Raw genomic sequence first — 19334 nt, 5'->3', positions numbered from 1 at the left:
CTGATGGACTTCATTGGCGACGCGCCGGTGATCGCCCACAATGCCGCCTTCGACCGCAGCTTCATCGACCATGAATGCGGTTTGTGCAGCCACCCGCTGCTGGACGCCGATCGCTGGATCGACACGCTGAAGCTGGCCCAGAGCCGGTTTCCGGGTATGCACAACTCTCTCGATGCCCTGTGCAAACGCTACAAGATCAGTCTGATCGACCGCACGATGCACGGGGCCCTGATCGATGCGCGGCTGCTGGCCGAGGTCTATCTGGAGCTACGCGGCGGCAAGGAACGCAGTCTGGACCTGTCGTCCGCCAAGGCCGTGGCCGCCGCGGTCGCCGCTGATCGGGCCCAAGGCTATGCGCCGCGTCCGCGCCCATTGGCCGCCCGCTCGACCGAGGAGGAACGGGCCATCCACGCCGCCTTCCTGAAGGCGACGCTCAAGGATCACTCGCTGTGGGCGGGATATGGGGTGGAGGTAGGGGTTAGGGATTAGGTTTCAGGTTCTAGGGAAAGAATAACGACGGCAGCTTCCGCCATCTGACTTTCCCTAAAACCTAATCCCTGGAACCTAGACCCTTCTTCAGGCCTGGCCGCTATCGACCGGACCGCGTGCGATCTGCTGCTGGCGCGCCACATAGATGCCGGCGAAGTCGATCGGGTCCAGCATGAAGGGCGGGTAGAAGCCACCGTCCGAGGTCGCGCCGGCGATGATTTCGCGGGCGAACGGGAACAGATAGCGCGGGCATTCGATCAGCAGCATCGGCTCGATGTCCTGCTCTGCCACGCCGGACAGGGCGAAGAGGCCGCCATAGACCAGCTCGACCGCGAAGACGGTCATGGTGTCGGTGGTCGCCTTGACGGTCAGGCGCAGTTCGACCTCGAACAGGCCATCGGGGCGGCCCTGGGCATTCATCTCGACGCCCAGGTCGATCGCGGGCTTGCCCTCGATGCGCAGGCTGTCGGGCGCGCGCGGGTTCTCGAAGGACAGGTCCTTGGCGTACTGGGCGACGATGCGGAAGCCGGGGCCGGTGGGCTGGCCTTCGGTGGGCGCACCGTTCTGGCTGTCGGTCGGCGTGTCAGTCGGGGCGGGCGTTACGTCGGTCATCGTGAGGCGCGATCTGTCTGAAAGGTGGGGCGACGCCGGCGGGCGTCCATGAGGCGCGGCGACTAACACGAGGGGGCGAACACGGCAATCTGGAGCATGGGCCCGAGGGTCGCCCGAAGCGCCAGGGTGCCGCACGGCGTGGCGTTCGCCTTGCGTCGCCCCATATCAGTCCCTAATCCTCACCACTCGCGCCGCCCGTCCCCGGGCGACAGCCCAAGGAATATCCGTGCCGGCCCAGATCCAGATCGTCATCTACGCCGCCATCGCCGCCGTCGTCCTGTTCATGCTCTATAATGTGCTGGGCAAGAAGGTCGGTCGCCAGCCCGAGGAGGACGCCCGCGCCAAGCCGCCGGTGCCCGCCGCAAACGCGACTGTGCCCGAGCTGGGCAATGGAGCGCGGCCCAACGTCCTGGACGCCGTCACGCTGGCGTCCATCGCGGGCCTCAAGGCGCGCGACCCCAACTTCGACCCGACCCGCTTCCTGGACGGCGCCCGCCAAGCGCACGAGACCATCGTGCGCGCCTATGCGGAGGGTGACCGCGAGACGCTGAAGCCTCTTCTGTCGCCTGTGGTGATGGAAAGCTTCGAGGCCGGGATCGCCGCCCGCGAAGCCAGGGGCGAACGCGAGACGGTCGAGTTCCTGCATCCCGCCCGTGCCGATCTCGAACTGGCCACGGTCAACGAGAACCGCGCCATCACCAAGGTCCGCTTCCTGGCCGAGCTGCGCAACCGCATAAAATCCGCAGACGAGGCGGCCGAGGAGCAGGTCGAGGAGCGCCGCGTGGCCGAGCTGTGGACCTTCGAGCGGACCCTGGGGGCCAGCGATCCGAACTGGGTTCTGGCCCGGACGGAATCCGCCTCGGCATGATGTCTGGCTGCCCCGCGCATCGTTCGCGGGGTCAGCTAAGGGCAAGGCTGGTCCTTATGGCCACGCTTGTGCTGGCCGCCTGCTCCGGCGGGTCGATGGTGCCCGTGACATCCCAACCCGCGTTTCCGCCGCCTGCCGGTCCGGTCTCGCCGCCACCGACGCCCGACGCTCCGCCCCCCGCCGACGGCCCGGCCAGTCTGGCGGGGTGGGCCTATGAAGATCATCTGGCGGCCTTCAACGCCTGGACCGACGGCTGCGGCGTCGCCCGCGATGCCGCTGCTCGCGCCCAGTGCGACCGGGCCATGCAGATCCGCCGGACGTCGCGCCCGGTCACGCCCTCGATGGCGCGGGCCTTCTTCGAGACCGGGTTCGTCGTCGTGGCTGCGCGGACCGATGACGGCTCGCCGGGGCTGCTGACCGCCTATTTCGCGCCGGAGTATCAGGCCCGGAGACGACCCGACGCGACCTTCGACGCCCCTGTCCTGGCGCGGCCGGCGGGGTGGTCGCGCGGCCAGACCCTGCCTGAGCGCGCCGCCATCGAAGCCGCGCCGCAGGCGGTGTCGGGCCAGGCCCCACTGGCCTGGATGCGGGCCGAGGACCTGTTCTTCATGCAGATCCAGGGCTCGGGCTATCTGACGTTCGAGGATGGATCAAAAGCTCGCGCCTCCTACGCCGCCGACAATGGCCGCACCTTCGTCGGCATCGCCCGGCCGATGGCCCAGCAGGGGCTGCTGCCTGCCAATGGCACCTCGGGCGAGGCGATCCGGGCCTGGCTGGCGGCGCATCGGGGGGCGGAGGCCAGGCGCGTCATGGCCCTGAACCCGCGCTACATCTTCTTTGCCATGGACCCCGACGACGGGGGCGATCCCAATGGGGCGGCAGGCATCGCCCTGCCCGCCCGCCGCGCCATCGCCATCGATCCGGCCCATTGGCGCTATGGCGACCTGGTCTGGATCAGCGCCGACGGCGGCAATCTGGCCGGAGCCCGCGCCAGCTATCAGGGTCTGGTCATGGCGCTTGACACCGGCTCCGCCATCCGTGGCCCCGTCCGCGCCGACCTCTACATGGGCCGGGGCGAGGCGGCCGGTGAAGAAGCAGGGGCCGTGCGGCATCCCCTCAGGATGTGGCGGCTGGTGCCGAGGGGCTGAGATCCGCCCTCGCTCACCTCCCCATTGCCACTTCAAGGCGATGGGGAGGACCGATCGCGCAGCGATCAGGAGGGGGCGGCGCAGGCGTTGGACTGTTATCCGCCGACACCGCTGTTTAGGACATCTCCTGCTCTGACGGAGCCGCCCTCACCTGACCGCCGCTGACGCGCCGGTCTGTCCTCTCCATTCGCCTGCGCGAACGGAGAGGTGAACTGTCCTATCGCCGCTTCAGCCCGCCCAGCAGACCGCGCAGCAGCTCCCGCGTGATCGTACTCCCGGCCGTCCGCAGCACCGACTTGGTCGCGGCCTCGATGGGGGTTTCCCGGGTGGAGCGGCGGGCTGGCGCTCGCGCCGAGGTGCGGGCGCGGGCGGCGTCGCGTTCGTATTGCGCCTGCTGGCGGGTCTGTTCCTTCAGGCGGGCGGCCTCGGCCTTGTCGGCTTCCTTGGCGGCGGCCGCATCGGCCTTGGCCTGAGCCGCAGCCTGGGCTTCGGCCAGCTTGGCTTCGGCCAGCGACTTGTCGGCCTCGCCGCGGCGGGCGGCCAGGACTTCCTCGGCGGATTCGCGGTCTATGGGGGTGTCATAAGCCCCGCGCACGGGGCTTGAGGCCATGACGGCGGCGCGTTCGGCGTCGGTGGCGGGCCCCAGGCGGCTGTCGGGCGGACGGATGGCGGTACGGGCGACGATGCGCGGCGCGCCCTTTTCGTCCAGGGTCGAGACGAGGGCCTCGCCGACGCCCAGACCCTGAATAGCCTCTGCGGTGTCGAAGGCGGCGTTGATGCGGAAACTCTGGGATGCGGCCTTCAGCCCCTTCTGCTCGGCGGGGGTATAGGCGCGCAGCGCATGCTGGATGCGGTTGCCTAGCTGGGCCAGAACGCTGTCGGGAATGTCGGCCGGGTTCTGGGTCACGAAATAGACGCCGACGCCCTTGGAGCGGATCAGGCGCACCACCTGCTCGACTTTCTGGCGCAGGGCGTCCGGCGCGTCAGTGAACAGCAGGTGGGCCTCATCGAAGAAGAAGACCAGGCGCGGCTTGTCCGGATCGCCGACCTCGGGCAGCTGTTCGAACAGCTCGGACAGCAGCCACAGCAGAAACGCCGCGTACAGGCGCGGGCTGTTCATCAGGCGGGTGGCGTCCAGCACATTGACCTGACCGCGACCGTCGAGACTGGTCCGCAGCATGTCCTCCAGCCTCAGCGCCGGTTCGCCGAAGAAGGCGGCCCCGCCCTCCTGTTCCAGCTGCAGGATCGCCCGCTGGATGGCGGCGATGGAGACCGGCGCGACATTGCCGACCTCACGCCCGATCCGCTCGGCATTCTCTCCGACATGGGCCAGCATGGCGCGCAGGTCGTCCAGGTCCAGGAGCAGCAGCCCCTCCTTGTCCGCAACATGGAAGACGACCGACAGCACCCCCTCCTGCACCTCCGACAGGTTCAGCATACGGGCCAGCATGACCGGGCCGATCTCGCTGACCGTCGTGCGGATCTGATGCCCCTTCTGGCCGTAGAGGTCCCAGAAGACGACGGGGGCGGCCTTGGGCGTCAGCGTCAGCCCCATGCCGGCGGCGCGGGCCAGCAGCTTTTCATTGGGCGAGCCGGGCATGCAGATGCCGGACAGGTCGCCCTTCACATCCGCGCAGAAGACGGGAACCCCGGCGTCGGAAAACCCCTGGGCCATGATCTGGAGCGTCACCGTCTTGCCCGTGCCGGTCGCCCCGGCCACCACGCCGTGCCGGTTGGCCCGGCCCAGCAGCAGGGTCTGGGCGGCCTTGTCGTCGTCCAGCGACTGGCCGAGGAAAAGGCTGGGGGCGGCTTCGGTCATGGGAACTCCGAACGGGGGTTGCGCACTTCATCGTCTACCGGCGGGCCACAAGGTTCAAGGCCGTTGACGACGTCTGTCCGGACCTTGACCATATGCCCATGAAACTGCCCATCACATTTCCGACCTCGGCCGTGTCGCGCAACGCCCTGGTGATCATCGCCGTGGTGGCTGTGGGAGCCGCGCTGTACTGGTTGAGGGGCATACTGACGCCGCTCGCCATGGCCATCTTCCTGATGATCATGATCGACGGGGTGAAGCGCTTCATCGACAAGCGCACGCCCCTGTCCCACCGCTGGTCGGGCATTGCGGCCCTGACGCTGGTGACCATCGGCTTCTTCATCTCCATCGCCATCATCGTCGACGGGGCGGCCGGCTTTTTTGGCCAGGCCAGTGGCGTCTCGGCCAGCATCGGCCCGCGTCTGGACCAGATCCTTCAGGACGTCTGGTCGCTGGTTGGCGCGAACGAGCCGCCGACCGCGACCGAGCTGATCGCCCAGCTGGACGTGCGCTCCTATCTGACCCAGGCGGCAATGCAGGCGCAGGGCGTGGCCTCCGGGGCCTTCTTCGTCCTGATCTATCTGGGTTTCCTTCTGGCGGCGCAGAAGGGTTTCGGTCGCAAGATGGAAGGCCTATTCCCCAAGCGCGGGGACCGGGCAGAGGCGCTGGAGGTGTTCAAACGCATCCGCGGTGGGGTCGAGGGCTATCTGTGGGTGCAGACCGTGACCGGGGCGCTGATCTGTCTGGTCGCATGGATCCTGATGCGGGCCGTGGGGCTTCAGAATGCCGAGTTCTGGACCTTCGTCATCTTCGTCGTCGGCTTCATTCCGGTGCTGGGCGGGGCCGTGGCCGGGCTGGTGCCGCCGCTTTTCGCCCTGGTGCAGTTCCAGAGCTACTGGCCCGCGCTGATCCTGCTGGTCGGGCTGCAGACGATACTGTTCGTCAGCGGCAACCTGATCCAGCCGCGCATGCAGGGCGACAATCAGAACATCGACCCGATCGTGGTGCTTCTGGCCCTGGCCTTCTGGGGTCAGTTGTGGGGCGTGACCGGGATGTTCCTGTCCACGCCCCTGGCCGTCATGGCCATGGCGATCCTGGCGGAGTTCAAGGGCTCGCGCTGGATGGCCATCCTTCTGTCGGGTGACGGGGCACCCTATGCCCATGAGGGCGAGGAAAAGACGGCGGCCCGCACGCGGCGTCAGGCGGCGGTCAGCGAGGCCTGACCCCGCGTCAACCTGCCGCGCCTCATTGGGATTTCAGGGTCTATCCTGCCCTTGATTGGCCACAACCGCCGCCTATCTCACACCTGTCGCCGCGGCCCACCCTCCCCCCGAAGCCGCGGCGTTAGAGATCGGTCCCTCCCCTCCCCCCTCCCGGGACCGGTCCGACAGACCGCCGGACGAAAGTTCGGCGGTCTAGTCGTATCTGGGGCTAGGCTCATCCGTTGTGCGACCGCGAAGACACACTGTGACGTCTGTCTTCATCCGGCGGGAACGTCAGCAAAATCATTGCATTCAGTGCCTCGGAAGGGGGCTTCCCCGGCGTTCGCGCCCCAGATTTGGATGAGTTTGTAATGATCAAGACCCTGTTCATGGCCTCGACGGCCCTGCTGATGACCGGCGTTGCCGCACCTGCCCTGGCCCAGTCCGCACCCGACTGGAGCGGCCCCTATGTCGGCATCTACGGCGGATGGGCCGAGAACAAGAGCGACGACGACCAGCGTCTGGTGTTCGACCGCGACTTCGACGGCCAGTTCGACGACACTGTCGTGCTGAACGGCACGACCAACGACGCCTTCAGCCCCGGCTATTGCGAAGGTCGCGCCATTACCAATGAGGCCGCAGGCGGCTGTGACGACAACTCGGGTGGCGTTCAGGGCGGCCTGGTCGCCGGTTACGACCTGCAGTTCGGCAACTTCGTCGTCGGTGCCGTGGCCGACGTCTCCGTTCTGGACAGCCAGCGCTCGGTGACGGGCTTCAGCACCACGCCGGCCAACTATGTCTTCACGCAAGACATCCAGGACATGGCCGCCATCCGCGCCCGTATCGGCTATGCCGCCGGTCCGGCCCTGATCTACGCCACGGGCGGCGCGGCCTATGCCAATGTCGAAAACCGCTTCTCGACCACCAACACCGCCAACCTGTTCACCGAACAGTCCAACGACGACAAGATGGACGGCTGGCAGGCCGGTGCCGGTCTGGAATGGCGTCTGGCCCCCAACCTGTCCGTGACGGGCGAGTATCTTTACACCTCGCTGGACGGTGACGGTCAGGTGGTTCGCGCCGGCAACACCGGCACGACGCCGGCGGGCAACCCGTTCATCCTAGCCCCGAACACGACCGGAACGGACATCGGCACCAACTTCGACTCCTACGACACCCATGCCTTCCGCATCGGCATGAACGTCCGCTTCTAAGAGTCACTTCGACTCCAAGACACGACGACCGCGCGCCGGCTTCCGAAAGGAGGCCGGCGTTTCGGTTTTTGGGGGTTCCGGTTGCCGCCGTCATGGCCTACGGACGGGCCGGTACAGGGTCGGCTTGCCGAAAGTGCGAACCGGCCTAGTGTGTGTTCACCACCGGCGATCCGGAGCGGATCGCGTCGTCAAGAGATATGCCATGTCAGGCGAAACCGCAGCCGTGCTTCCTCAGGTTCTGACCCTGGAGGCGCTGGAGGCGAGCTTTGCGATCGCGGTGGGCGGCCCCCCGGGGGCCGAGGCGCGGTCCTTCCTGACCCAGGCGCTGGAAGACTATGCCGCCGATGAGGCGCCCGAGCTGGGCGGAGAGGATCTGGCCACTCTGCTGGCGCAGGCCTGGACGGCGGCGGAAGGGCGCTCGCATGGCGAGCCAGCCCGCATTACGCTTTCACCGCTGAACGGGGCCAGTGGACGGCCGCTCGGCTATGATGTCCTGATCGTCATCCAGGACGACCGGCCCTTCCTGGTCGACAGCGTCATGGGCGAGCTGGCGGAGGCGGGCGTCAGCGTCCGCTGCATGTTCCACCCGGTGACGGAAGAGGACGGCGGGCGCGAATCGACCATCATCGTGGTTCTGGATCCCCTGCCGCAGGAACGCCGCGACGCGCTGGGCGAGGCCATGGCCCAGACCCTGGCGGACGTGGCGGGCGCAGTGGACGATCACACCCCCATGGCCGATCTGATGGGCCGGGCCATCGCCCATCTGGAGGCCGGTCCAAAGGGCATCGATCCGACCATTCTGGCCGAGAACATCGCCTTCCTGCGCTGGCTTCAGCAGGATCACTTCGTCTTCCTCGGGGCCCGCGACTACGACTATCCGCGCACGGCCGACGGCGGCTATGAGGCCGAGGCTCCGTTGTCCCAGTCGGGCGAGGGCCTGGGCGTTCTGGCCGATCCGGAGCGGACGGTGCTGCGCCGTGCCAACGAACCCGCCGTCCTGACCCGTCAGATGAAGCGACAGCTTGATCTGTCCGAGCCTGTCACCGTCGCCAAGGCCAATGCCCGGTCACGCGTGCATCGCCGCGCTTATATGGACTATGTCGGGGTCAAGCGGTTCGGCCCGGACGGCCGGCCGTCGGGCGAAACCCGCTTCGTGGGCCTGTTCACCGCCGAAGCCTACGACCGCGCCGCCGCCGAAGTGCCCTTGATCCGGGCCAAGGTCGCCAATGCCCTGAAGCGCGGCGGCAAGATCGAAGGCAGCCACAGCCACAAGCGGCTGAAGAACATCCTCGAAAACTACCCCCGGGACGAGCTGTTTCAGATCGGCGAGGACGAGCTGCTGGACAGCGCCCTGGGCATCCTGCACCTCTACGACCGTCCGCGGATCAAGGCCTTCACGCGCAAGGACCCGTTCGACCGGTTCGTCTCCATCCTGGTCTTCATCCCACGCGAGCGGTTCCACGCCTCGGTGCGCGAGCGGATCGGACGGCTGCTGGCCCAGGCCTGGGGTGGGCGGATTTCGGCCTGGTATCCGCAGTTGTCGGACCAGCCGCTGGTGCGCATCCACTACATCATCGGCATCACGCCCGGCGATCACCCCTGCCCTGACCCCGCCGAGATCGACGCCATGGTTCAGGAGGCCGGCCGCGGCTGGGTCGACCGGTTCGAAAGCGCCCTGCGCGAGGCGGGCGTCGACGACGTGTCCGTCGGCCCGACCAGTGCGCGGTGGGCCGAGGCCTACGGGGCCGGCTATCGCGACCGCTATACCGCCGCAGAGGCTGTGCTCGACTTCCAGCAGATCGACCGGCTGAGCGCGTCCGGCATCCCTGACGCCGATGGCGGTGACCACAGCGATGCCGTGGCTATTCGTGCCTTCCGCACGGCCGAGGACGGGCCGCTGAACTTCCGCTTCAAGATCTACCGGCGCGGTGCGGCGGCGGCCCTGTCGGACGTTCTGCCCATCCTGACCGACATGGGGCTGAAAACCTTGGAGGAATGGGGCCACACCCTGCGTCCGGCGGGCGGGGAGGTCATCCACGTCGACGAATTCCTGATGGAGGACCCGCGCGGCGGCGATCTGAAGTTCGAGGATGTGCGCAAGCCGTTCGAGGATGCCTTCGCTGCCGTCTGGCGCGGCCAGACCGAGAGCGACGGCTTCAACCGTCTGGTGATCGAGCTGGGCGTCGACTGGCGCGAGGCGGCCCTGATCCGCACCTTGGCCCGCTATCGCCAGCAGACCGGCATGGACCCCAGCCAGGCCGTGCAGGAAGAGGCGCTGCGCGATTATCCGGCTGTGGCGCGCAGTCTGCTGAAGCTGTTCAAGACCAAGTTCGATCCGGCTGCGGGCGGCGATGCCGCGTCGCGCGAAGCGGAGGTCAAGGCCGTCTTCGACCAGATCATCGACCAGCTTCAGGCCGTGAAGAGCCTGGACCACGACCGCGCCCTGCGCCGCCTGGCCCTGCTGGTCCAGGCGATCAAGCGCACAAACTATTTCGAGGTCGCCGAGGATGGGCGGCCCAAGCCCTATATCTCGATCAAGATCGCCTCGCGCGAGCTGGAAGACCTGCCGCTTCCCAAGCCGTTCCGGGAAATCTTCGTCTGGGCCCCGTGGATCGAGGGCGTGCATCTGCGCTTCGGTCCCGTAGCCCGCGGGGGCCTGCGCTGGTCCGACCGCCGCGACGACTTCCGCACCGAGGTGCTGGGTCTGGTCAAAGCGCAGCAGGTCAAGAATGCCGTCATCGTGCCCGTCGGCTCCAAGGGCGGCTTCTTTCCCAAGAAGCTGGCCGATATCGTTCGCGCCGGGGGCGACCGCGACGCCCAGCAGGCCGAGGCCATTCGCGCCTACAAGACCTTCCTGTCCGGCCTGCTCGACATCACCGACAATATCGCCGCCGATGGTTCCGTCGTGCCGCCCAGGGATGTCGTGCGGTTCGAAGGGGACGACCCCTATCTGGTCGTGGCGGCCGACAAGGGCACGGCCACCTTTTCGGATATCGCCAACGGTGTATCGGCGGACTACGGATTCTGGCTGGACGACGCCTTCGCGTCCGGAGGGTCGGTTGGCTATGACCACAAGGTCATGGGCATCACTGCGCGCGGCGCGTGGGAGGCGGTCAAGCGCCACTTCCGCGAGATGGGCAAGGATATCCAGACCGAGCCCTTCACCGTCGCGGGCGTCGGCGACATGTCTGGCGACGTCTTCGGCAACGGCATGCTGCTGTCCAAGGCGATCAAGCTGGTCGCCGCCTTCGATCACCGCGACATCTTCATCGACCCGAACCCGGATCCTGCGACCAGCTGGGTCGAGCGGGACCGTATGTTCAAATTGCCGCGCTCGTCCTGGCAGGATTACGACAAGACCCTGATTTCCAAGGGCGGCGGGGTCTTCCCGCGCTCGGCCAAGTCGATCGAACTGTCGCCCGAGATCAAGGCCCTGCTGGAGATCGACGCGGATGCCGTCGATCCGGCCACCCTGATGCAGGCCATCCTGAAGGCCCCGGTCGAGCTGCTCTATTTCGGCGGCATCGGCACCTATGTGAAGGCGGCGAACGAAACCGATGCCCAGGTCGGCGACAAGGCCAATGACGCCATTCGGATCGACGGCGTCGAAGTTCGGGCCAAGGTCATCGGGGAGGGGGCAAACCTGGGTCTGACCCAGGCGGGCCGTATCGGCTATGCGCGAAACGGCGGCCGCATCAACACCGACGCCATCGACAACTCCGCCGGCGTCGACAGCTCCGACCACGAGGTCAACATCAAGATCCTGACCGGGGCAGCCATCGCCTCCGGCGCGCTGAAGGCCGAGGATCGCAATGCGCTTCTGGCCTCCATGACCGACGAGGTGGGCCTGAAGGTGCTGGCCCACAACTACGACCAGACCCTGGCGGTTTCGCTGCAGCAGGCCGAGGGCGCAGGCGCGCTGGATGCCCAGCAGCGATTCATGCAGTGGCTGGAGTCCAAGGGCAAACTGGACCGCAAGGTCGAGGGCCTGCCGGACGACCTGCGCCTGGCCGAAATGAAGACGACGGGTCAGGCCCTGACACGGCCGGAACTGGCGGTGCTGACCGCCTATTCCAAACTGGAACTGTTCGACGACATCGTCGCCTCCGGGGCTCCGGACGACCCCTTCTTCAAGAAGACCCTGGTCGACTATTTCCCGGCTCCGCTGGCGAAATACGAGGGCGACATGCAGCGTCACCGGCTGCGGCGCGAGATCATCTCGACGGTGCTGTCGAACGAGATCGTCAACATGGCCGGGGCGACCTTCCCTGAACGGCTGCGCATTTCGGCCCAGTGCGACACCGGTGCCATGGTCCTGGCCTTCGAGGCCGCGCGGCAGGTGTTCCGCCTCGATGAAGCCTGGGCCCAGGTCTCGGCCCTGGACGGCAAGATTTCGGCCGAGGCGCAGACGGCCCTTTATGCGGAAATCTCCACCGTCCTGCGTCGCCAGACGTCCTGGCTGGCGCGCCGGGCCATGCAGCCGGGCGCGAGCGTCGATGGCCTGATCGCCGCCTATCGCCCCGCCGCCGACGCCTTGCGCGCGGCGGGCGGCTCAGTGCTGTCGCGCTTCGAACAGGGCCGACTGGACAGCCGGGTGCAGGCCTTTGTGGCCTTGGGAGCCAGCGAGGCGATGGCGCGGGACTTCGCCATGTTGCGGCCGCTGGTCGCCACCGCCGACATCGGCGATCTGGCGCGCGAGGCGGGCTGGCCCGAACCGGCCATGGCCATGTTGTACCACCAGGTCGGGGCCGCCTTCGACTTCGACCGGCTGCGGGCCGCGGCAGGCAATGTGCCGTCCATGGATCATTTCGACCGCCTGGCCGTGCGTCGCCTGATCGAGGACCTGATGGCCGAGCAGCTGGTCCTGACCCGTGCGGTGGCCAAGGCTTCGGGTGTCGGCGTGGGGGCCAGCGAAGCCTCGGCGGAAGCGGCCGTCGACGCCTGGATCGGACCGCGTCAGAAGACGGTCGAGGGCGTCCGCGCCTCGGTCGACGAGATCGAGGCCTCCGGCTCCGGCTGGAGCTTCGCCAAGCTGACCATCGCCAATGCGGTGCTGAGGGAGATTGCGGGTTCTGTTTAGGTCTATGCTAGCGTCGCCGAGCTGACGGGAGGCCTTTCGATGCCACGCAAGTTTCTGGTGGTCGTGGACGACAGTCCCGAGTTCGAGGCGGCGCTGCGCTATGCGTCGCGGCGAGCCCGCTCGACCGGTGGACGGGTCGCCCTGCTGCGGGTCATTCCGCCGGCGGCATCCGACGCGCACTGGGCCGGGGTGCGCGAGGAGATCGAGCGCCAGACGCGGGCCGAGGCCGAGACCCTTCTGAACGGCTGGGCCGAACAGGCGCATCAGCGGTCGGGAGAAATGCCGGTCCTGCTGATCGAACGCGGCGAACCCCAGGCCGCCATCCGAAAGGTCGTCGGCGAGGACAATGAGATCAAGATTCTGGTCCTGGCCGCGGGCGAGGGGTCTCGCGGCGCGGGGCCGCTGGTCACGGCCGTGCTGAAGCAGGGGGCGGCGTTCACGGGCCGGAAGCTGCCGGTGACCATCGTGCCCGGTGAATTGACCGAACAGGACATCGAGGATTTGGCTTGATGCCAGGGGCGCTAACGCTCGCGACGCGGTCGCTCGCTGCTTGAGCGCAATGTTGGCTCCTCAAGCCGAGGCCTTGAACATAGTGTGTGCCGGGCGCACTTAGCGACCATGTTCATCCAGACCGAACCCACCCCGAACCCCAACGTCTTGAAGTTTCTGCCGGGCCGCGAAGTCTCGGCCGCGCCGCACGAGTTTCTGACGTCCAACGAGGCGTCTGTCTCTCCCCTGGCCGAGGCCCTGTTCGCTCTGGAGGGGGTGACCGGCGTCTTCTATGGCCAGGACTATATCTCGGTGACGCGTGACGCTCAGGGTCTGGAATGGACCCAGATGAAGGCGCCCATTCTGGCCGCCATCATGGATCATTTCGTCTCAGGTGCGCCCCTCTTGCGCGGTGGCGACTTCAACAGTTCCAGCCTCGATGGCGACGACACCGAAGTCGTGGCCGAGATCAAGCAGTTGCTGGACAGCCGCATCCGCCCGGCCGTGGCTCAGGACGGCGGCGACATACTGTTCGACAGTTTCGATGAAGAAACCGGGGTTCTGTCGCTTCGACTGCGCGGTGCCTGTTCGGGCTGCCCTTCTTCTTCCGCCACCCTGAAATCCGGGGTCGAGCAGATGATGAAGCATTACGTACCCGAGGTGACCCGGGTCGAGCAGGTGCTCTGAAACCATCGGGTTGCAGACGCGGTTGGTTTCAAAACTCGATCTTTTCGCCTGACGCTGTCAGACTGGACCGATGGCGAGGTTCGAAAGCGATGAGGAAGCCCGCGCGTTGGGAGAGGCCCTGGCGCGGTTGCGGCGCGACCAGGGTTTGAGCCAGGCCGAGGCGGGAGCCCGCGCCGGCATGACCAGCCAGGCCTGGGGTCTGTATGAAGCCGGCAAGCGACCCGGTCTGTTCCGCCCCGACATCCAGCGCCGCCTGACGGAAGCCATCGGGGCGACTGTGGAGGCGCTGGTTCTTCAGACAGGCGTGGCCAGTCCTGCGCCGCCTTTGGTCGGAACCGGCGTCAGCAGCTCGGGCCGAGCCTTCTCCGGCGTTCAGCCTGCCGCCAGGACCGCCGGTCGCCACCAGTTTCAGGTGTCGAACGACGACCTGTGGCCCTGGGCGGCGTCGGGCGTCGTGCTGGAGTATGAGCCCGGCCGTTGGCCGCGTCGCGATCAGGGTTGCATCGTCGAGATGCGGGATGGCCGACGATTGGCCAGGCTTTACCACGGGGCGGATGAGACCACCCTGTATCTGCGAGGCGGCCCGGACGGGTTTGGGTCGGAGGAAAGGGTTCGACGCGAGGAGATGCTGTCGATTTCAGCGGTCATCGCGCGGCTGGACGCATGAAACCATTTTGTTTCCCGAAGCGATTGTGTATGAAAGCATCCGGTTTGCAATACGGAATGTTCTCCCATGCCCAATCTCGGCGACCGCGACGACATCGATGCCTATGTCGGCTCGCGCATCAGCCTGCGGCGATCCGCCATGGGCCTGTCGCAGACGGCCCTGGCGCGGCAACTGGGCATCAGCTTTCAGCAGGTCCAGAAATACGAGACTGGCATCAACCGCATCTCGGCCTCGCGCCTGCACCGTGTGGCGATGATCCTGGGCACGTCGGTGGAGAGCTTCTTTCCCGCTGTGGAACGCGAGAGGGCGGGCGACGGCGCGATTCTGCGCACGCTGACAGCCACGGCCGACGGCAGGGCCATAGCGCTGGATTTCCCGATGATCGAACGGGTGGATGTCCGCAAGGCCGTGGCCACGGTCGTCGCGGCCCTGGCGCAACGCGAGGCGGACACCGTCATGATCGATCGCTGATGTCCTCACGCGGGCGGGCAGCAGCATGAGGGTGCTCGTCATCGATACCGCCCTGGGCCTGTGCACGGCCGGGGTCTTCGAAGCCGATGGCGACGACGTCCGGGCCTTGGGCGTGCGCTCGGAAAGCATGACGCGCGGGCATTCCGAACGGCTGGCGGGCATGGCGCGCGATGCCGTGGCGGAGGCGGGCGGGGGCTTTCAGGCGCTGGATCGGATCGGCGTCACCGTCGGGCCGGGATCGTTCACGGGGCTGCGGGTCGGTCTGGCCTTCGCACAGGGCCTTGGCGCGGCGCTGGGTATTCGTGTGGTGGGGCTGTCGTCGCTCGACGCGCTGAAGGCCTCGGTCGAACAGGCGCAGACAGTGGTCGCCCTGATCGATGCGCGGCGCGGGCAGGTCTATGGTCGGGCGTGGAGAGCAGGTGTTGCGGTCGGCCCTGCCGAAGCCTGGGCGGTCGACGACGCGCGCGCTTTCGTGGCCGAGCTCGAAACGAATGCGCCTCTCGCAGCGGACAACCGCGTCCATCTGGTCGGCTCCGGTGCCGCACTTGTCGGAGAGGGCTTGGGGCATGTCGTGATCCATTCGCTAGAGGGGCCTGATCCTGCGGCTCTCGCCCCACTGACAGCCGCCGCCGATCCACAGGCTCATCCGCCTCGCCCTCTCTATCTCCGTGCACCGGACGCGACGCCGCCGACCCGCCTTCCCGGTCAGGCCAGGGTCGCCCGCCTGTGACGACACCCATCGTGCCAGCGGTACGAGGGGCCGCGACCGCAGGGCGATTGGCCGATCTGCATGCCCAGGCCTTCGACGCACCTTGGGGTGCAAAGGCTTTCGACGATCTGCTGGATCAATCCGGCGTTTTTGCCTTGGAGGCAGCCGACGGCTTCATCCTGATGCGGGTCGTAGCCGATGAGGCGGAAATCCTGACCCTGGCAGTGCGTCCGGCGGCGCGGCAGGCGGGGCTAGGCTTGCGTCTGGTCGAACAGGCGTGTGTCGTTGCGGTCAGCCAGGGGGCGACGCGCCTGTTTCTGGAGGTCGCGGACGACAATGTCACCGCGCGTGCGCTCTACGCCAAGGCAGGCTTCACCGAGGCCGGTCGCCGGGCCGGATATTACGGGCGTCGGGACGGGTCACGCGTCGATGCCCTGGTGCTGACGAAGACACTGTCGCAACCGCTTCCCTAGACGGCCCTTGACCACTATCCTGTCTCACCATGGACCGGATCGAGAAACTCTGCGCCGAGCGCGGCATGCGCATGACCGAACAGCGGCGCGTCATCGCGCGGGTGCTGTCGAATGCCGAGGATCATCCGGATGTTGAGGAGCTGTATCGCCGCGCCTCGGCGATCGACCCGCACATTTCCATCGCCACCGTCTATCGCACCGTCCGCCTGTTCGAAGAGGCGGGCGTGGTCGAGAAGCATGACTTCGGCGACGGCCGAAGCCGCTATGAAGAGGCCGGCGACGACCACCACGACCACCTGATCGACACCAAGACCGGCGAGGTGATCGAATTCTTCGACGCCGAGATCGAGCGGCTGAAATCCGAGATTGCCCAGCGTCTGGGCTTCGAACTGGTCGGCCACAAGCTGGAGCTTTATGGTAAGGCCATCGAAGGGGCCGAGCCTTCGGGGCGCGAAGGCCTGATCTTCACGCGCCACGCCGCACGGGTCGATCCCGAGACGATCGACAGCTGAGCCACGGCCGCTTCAGCCACGCATGGCGTCCGGCGTCGTCTGCGACTAGATAGTCGCCCATGACCGATACCCTCGTCCCGCCTGCCGCCGACACGACGGACGCTGCCCCCAAGCGCCTGTTCATCAAGACCTACGGCTGTCAGATGAACGTCTACGACAGTGAGCGCATGGCCGATGTGCTGCGCCCGCTGGGCTATGCGACGACCGATACGGCCGAGGGCGCGGATTTTGTCATCCTGAACACCTGCCACATCCGCGAGAAGGCGGCCGAGAAGGTCTATTCCGAGCTCGGCAAGCTGCGCGAAATGAAGGACGACCGCGCCGCCTCCGGGCGCGGCATGACCATCGCGGTCGCGGGATGTGTCGCCCAGGCCGAGGGCGAAGAGATCATGCGGCGCCAGCCCGCAGTCGATCTGGTCGTCGGGCCCCAAGCCTATCATCAGCTGCCCGAGCTGCTGACCCGGACGGCGCGGGCGCGCGGCGAGCGGATCGGGGCCGACTTCGCACCCAACGACAAATTCGACGCCCTGCCGACGGGGCGGGGCGGCACGGGCGTGACCGCCTTCCTGACGGTGCAGGAGGGATGCGACAAGTTCTGCACCTTCTGCGTGGTGCCCTATACGCGCGGGGCGGAGTGGTCGCGGCCCGTCGCGGCGGTGCTGGCCGAGGCACGCGAGCTGGCTGCGCGGGGCGTGCGCGAGGTCACCCTGCTGGGTCAGAACGTCAACGCCTATGACGGCGAGGGCGCGGACGGGAAGCCCTCCAGCCTGGCGCGGCTGGTTCATGCCCTTGCCGACATTCCAGGCCTGGACCGCATCCGCTATACGACCAGTCATCCGAACGACATGTCCGACGACCTGGTCGCGGCGCATGGCGAACTGCCGCAGCTGATGCCCTATCTTCATCTGCCGGTGCAGTCAGGCTCGGACCGTCTGTTGCGGCTGATGAACCGCAAGCATGGGCGTCAGAAGTATTTCGAGCTGATCGACCGCATCCGCGAGGCGCGGCCCGACATCGCCCTGTCCGGCGACTTCATCGTCGGCTTTCCCGGCGAGACGGATCGTGATTTCGAGGACACGATGGATCTGGTCCGGCGCGTCCGCTACGCCAGCGCCTTCTCCTTCCTGTATTCGCCGCGCCCCGGTACGCCCGCGGCGACCATGGGAGCCCAGGTGCCGGATGCCGTGGCGCGGCCGCGGCTCCACGCGCTTCAGGCCCTGTTGCTGGAACAGCAGGCGGCCTTCAATGCAGCGCAGGGCGGGCGCACCTTCGACGTCCTGTTCGAAAAGAAGGGTCGCCAGCGCAATCAGGCCATCGGCCGTTCGCCCTACCTGCAGTCGGTCCATGTCGAGGACGCGGATCATCTGATCGGCCAGATCGTTCCGGTCTTCATCGCCAGCGGCGAGCAGAACAGTCTGACCGGGCAGCTGCCCGGCGAACACAAAGGATACTGATGGCTCGGGAAACGGAGTTTCTGGCGCTGGATGATAGAGCAGTTCGCGCCGTGACCGGCCCCAACAGCCGCCACGTCGCCCTGATCGAGGATGCCTTCAAGGTGCTGGTCGAGGCTCCGGGCGGCGGCGTCTCGATCAACGGCGGGGCCCGCGACCGGGCCAATGCCAAGCAGGTGATCCAGACCCTGGCCGACCGCGCGGCCAAGGGGGCAACCGTGACCGAGGCCGACGTGCGCGCCGCCCTTGGCGAGGTTCGCGGTGGTGGCCGCTCGACCGGCGACCTGATGGCCCTGCCCATCGGCAAGCGCGGGGCCATCGTGCCCAAGACCAACGCTCAGGCGCGTTATCTGGAAACCCTGGCCCGCTGCGAGCTGTCGTTCGGCGTGGGGCCGGCGGGGACCGGCAAGACCTTTCTGGCGGCCGCCTACGGCGCCAATCTGCTGCGGCGGGGCCAGGTGGACCGGCTGGTCATCACCCGCCCGGCGGTGGAGGCGGGCGAGAAGCTGGGCTTCCTCCCCGGCGATCTGAACGAAAAGGTCGATCCCTATCTGGCCCCGATCTGGGAGGCGCTGAACGACATCCTGGGGGCCGAGGACGTGCAGCGCCGCCGCGACAAGGGCGAGATCGAGGCCGCGCCCATCGCCTTCATGCGCGGCCGCACGCTCAGCCATGCCTTCGTCATCGTCGACGAGGCCCAGAACACTTCGCGTCTGCAGATGAAGATGGTCCTGACCCGGTTGGGGGAGGGGGCCCGGATGGTCGTCACCGGTGACCCGTCGCAGGTCGATCTGCTGAACCCCCGCGACAGCGGCCTGGCCCATGCGCTGCGCATCCTGCGCGACGTGAAGGGTGTGGGCGTGCTGGAGTTCGAGGCCACCGACGTGGTGCGCCATGCGATGGTCGAGCGTATCGTGCGGGCCTATGACGCCGATGCCGCCGGCAAGCGCTTGCCCGCCGACCTCGAGGACACCGGCCCCGCATGATTGAGGTCGAGATCGACGACGAGGCCTGGTCCGAGGCCGTGGCCGATGTTGTCGCCGTGGTCGGTCGCGCGGCATCCGTGGCGCTGGGCGATACCGCGGGCGATGTGGTCATCCTGCTGGCCGACGACGGCCATTTGAAGCAGATCAATGGGCAGTTCCGCGACAAGGATCGCCCCACCAATGTGCTGTCCTTTCCGGCCCCGGACAGCGCTCGGCCACATCTGGGCGATCTGATCCTCGCTTACGGCGTCTGTGCGGCCGAGGCGGCGGAGCAGGGCAAGACCCTGTCGGCTCATCTCAGCCATCTGACGATCCACGGCGTACTGCATCTGCTGGGCCACGACCACGAGACTGACGATGAGGCTGAGGCGATGGAGGCCGAGGAGCGTCGCCTGCTTGCCAGCCTGGGCATTGCCGACCCATACAGCGTCAATGAGCCAGACCGCGCCTGATACCGCAT

At 67.3% G+C, this 19334-nt stretch carries 18 protein-coding genes; 16 read left to right on the top strand and 2 right to left on the bottom strand.

All coding sequences use genetic code 11. The features are described 5' to 3' along the window. On the top strand, positions 1-489 hold a 489-nt coding region (locus JHC81_RS07135), incomplete at its 5' end, for an exonuclease domain-containing protein (protein ID WP_292172568.1). Positions 490-576: 87 nt separating this feature from the next. Here the strand turns inward: JHC81_RS07135 and secB are convergent. After that, entirely contained in the window at positions 577-1101 is a 525-nt protein-coding gene (gene secB, locus JHC81_RS07130) for a protein-export chaperone SecB (RefSeq protein WP_292172565.1), read from the bottom strand. Positions 1102-1327: 226 nt separating this feature from the next. Between secB and timA the strand changes: the two genes are divergently transcribed. Beyond that, positions 1328-1969 (top strand): TIM44-related membrane protein TimA, encoded by a 642-nt coding sequence (gene timA / locus JHC81_RS07125; protein ID WP_292172563.1) that lies wholly within the window; start codon positions 1328-1330, stop codon positions 1967-1969. Positions 1970-2025: 56 nt separating this feature from the next. Further along, on the top strand, positions 2026-3117 hold the full coding sequence (locus JHC81_RS07120) for an MltA domain-containing protein (RefSeq protein WP_292172558.1): 1092 nt from the start codon (positions 2026-2028) through the stop codon (positions 3115-3117). A gap of 217 nt (positions 3118-3334) precedes the next feature. Here the strand turns inward: JHC81_RS07120 and JHC81_RS07115 are convergent, their stop codons facing one another. Further along, positions 3335-4936 carry a helicase HerA-like domain-containing protein gene (locus JHC81_RS07115; protein WP_292172556.1) on the bottom strand — a complete coding sequence of 534 codons (1602 nt, stop codon included), beginning with the start codon at positions 4934-4936 and terminating at the stop codon, positions 3335-3337. A gap of 98 nt (positions 4937-5034) precedes the next feature. Between JHC81_RS07115 and JHC81_RS07110 the strand changes: the two genes are divergently transcribed. The 13 genes from JHC81_RS07110 (at position 5035) to ybeY (ending at position 19326) form a co-directional block, all read left to right on the top strand. Next, the gene (locus JHC81_RS07110; protein WP_292172553.1) at positions 5035-6156 is read left to right on the top strand and encodes an AI-2E family transporter; all 1122 of its coding nucleotides are present in this window, start codon (positions 5035-5037) and stop codon (positions 6154-6156) included. A gap of 350 nt (positions 6157-6506) precedes the next feature. Further along, the gene (locus tag JHC81_RS07105; protein WP_292172550.1) at positions 6507-7349 is read left to right on the top strand and encodes an outer membrane beta-barrel protein; all 843 of its coding nucleotides are present in this window, start codon (positions 6507-6509) and stop codon (positions 7347-7349) included. A 202-nt stretch (positions 7350-7551) separates the two neighbouring features. Beyond that, positions 7552-12429, top strand: coding sequence for an NAD-glutamate dehydrogenase (locus JHC81_RS07100; protein ID WP_292172548.1), 4878 nt, complete (start codon positions 7552-7554; stop codon positions 12427-12429). A 39-nt stretch (positions 12430-12468) separates the two neighbouring features. Further along, positions 12469-12939 carry a universal stress protein gene (locus JHC81_RS07095; protein ID WP_292172547.1) on the top strand — a complete coding sequence of 157 codons (471 nt, stop codon included), beginning with the start codon at positions 12469-12471 and terminating at the stop codon, positions 12937-12939. Between the two features lie 108 nt (positions 12940-13047). Next, positions 13048-13605: a NifU family protein gene (locus tag JHC81_RS07090; protein WP_292172544.1), complete on the top strand. Its 558-nt coding sequence runs from the start codon at positions 13048-13050 to the stop codon at positions 13603-13605. Between the two features lie 70 nt (positions 13606-13675). Further along, entirely contained in the window at positions 13676-14272 is a 597-nt protein-coding gene (locus JHC81_RS07085) for a helix-turn-helix transcriptional regulator (RefSeq protein WP_292172543.1), read from the top strand. A gap of 66 nt (positions 14273-14338) precedes the next feature. Then, on the top strand, positions 14339-14743 hold the full coding sequence (locus JHC81_RS07080; protein ID WP_292172541.1) for a helix-turn-helix transcriptional regulator: 405 nt from the start codon (positions 14339-14341) through the stop codon (positions 14741-14743). A 25-nt stretch (positions 14744-14768) separates the two neighbouring features. Further along, a complete protein-coding gene (gene tsaB, locus JHC81_RS07075) occupies positions 14769-15473 on the top strand; it encodes a tRNA (adenosine(37)-N6)-threonylcarbamoyltransferase complex dimerization subunit type 1 TsaB (protein ID WP_292172539.1) in 705 nt (234 codons plus the stop codon). Then, positions 15470-15925 carry a GNAT family N-acetyltransferase gene (locus JHC81_RS07070; RefSeq protein WP_292172536.1) on the top strand — a complete coding sequence of 152 codons (456 nt, stop codon included), beginning with the start codon at positions 15470-15472 and terminating at the stop codon, positions 15923-15925. Before tsaB ends, JHC81_RS07070 begins: the two co-directional genes overlap by 4 nt. Positions 15926-15954: 29 nt before the next feature. Continuing rightward, positions 15955-16437 carry a Fur family transcriptional regulator gene (locus JHC81_RS07065; RefSeq protein ID WP_292172532.1) on the top strand — a complete coding sequence of 161 codons (483 nt, stop codon included), beginning with the start codon at positions 15955-15957 and terminating at the stop codon, positions 16435-16437. A 59-nt stretch (positions 16438-16496) separates the two neighbouring features. Further along, a complete protein-coding gene (gene miaB / locus JHC81_RS07060; protein WP_292172531.1) occupies positions 16497-17891 on the top strand; it encodes a tRNA (N6-isopentenyl adenosine(37)-C2)-methylthiotransferase MiaB in 1395 nt (464 codons plus the stop codon). Beyond that, positions 17891-18874, top strand: a complete 984-nt coding sequence (locus JHC81_RS07055; protein ID WP_292172529.1) for a PhoH family protein — start codon at positions 17891-17893, stop codon at positions 18872-18874. Before miaB ends, JHC81_RS07055 begins: the two co-directional genes overlap by 1 nt. Continuing rightward, the gene (ybeY, locus tag JHC81_RS07050) at positions 18871-19326 is read left to right on the top strand and encodes an rRNA maturation RNase YbeY (RefSeq protein ID WP_292172527.1); all 456 of its coding nucleotides are present in this window, start codon (positions 18871-18873) and stop codon (positions 19324-19326) included. The genes JHC81_RS07055 and ybeY overlap by 4 nt, the downstream gene beginning before the upstream one ends. Positions 19327-19334 lie beyond the last annotated feature (8 nt).

The sequence above is a fragment of the Brevundimonas sp. genome, from assembly GCF_016463295.1.
Taxonomy (GTDB): domain Bacteria; phylum Pseudomonadota; class Alphaproteobacteria; order Caulobacterales; family Caulobacteraceae; genus Brevundimonas.
Note: the sequence above shows the minus strand (reverse complement) of the source record. Positions and strands in the feature narration are given on the sequence as shown.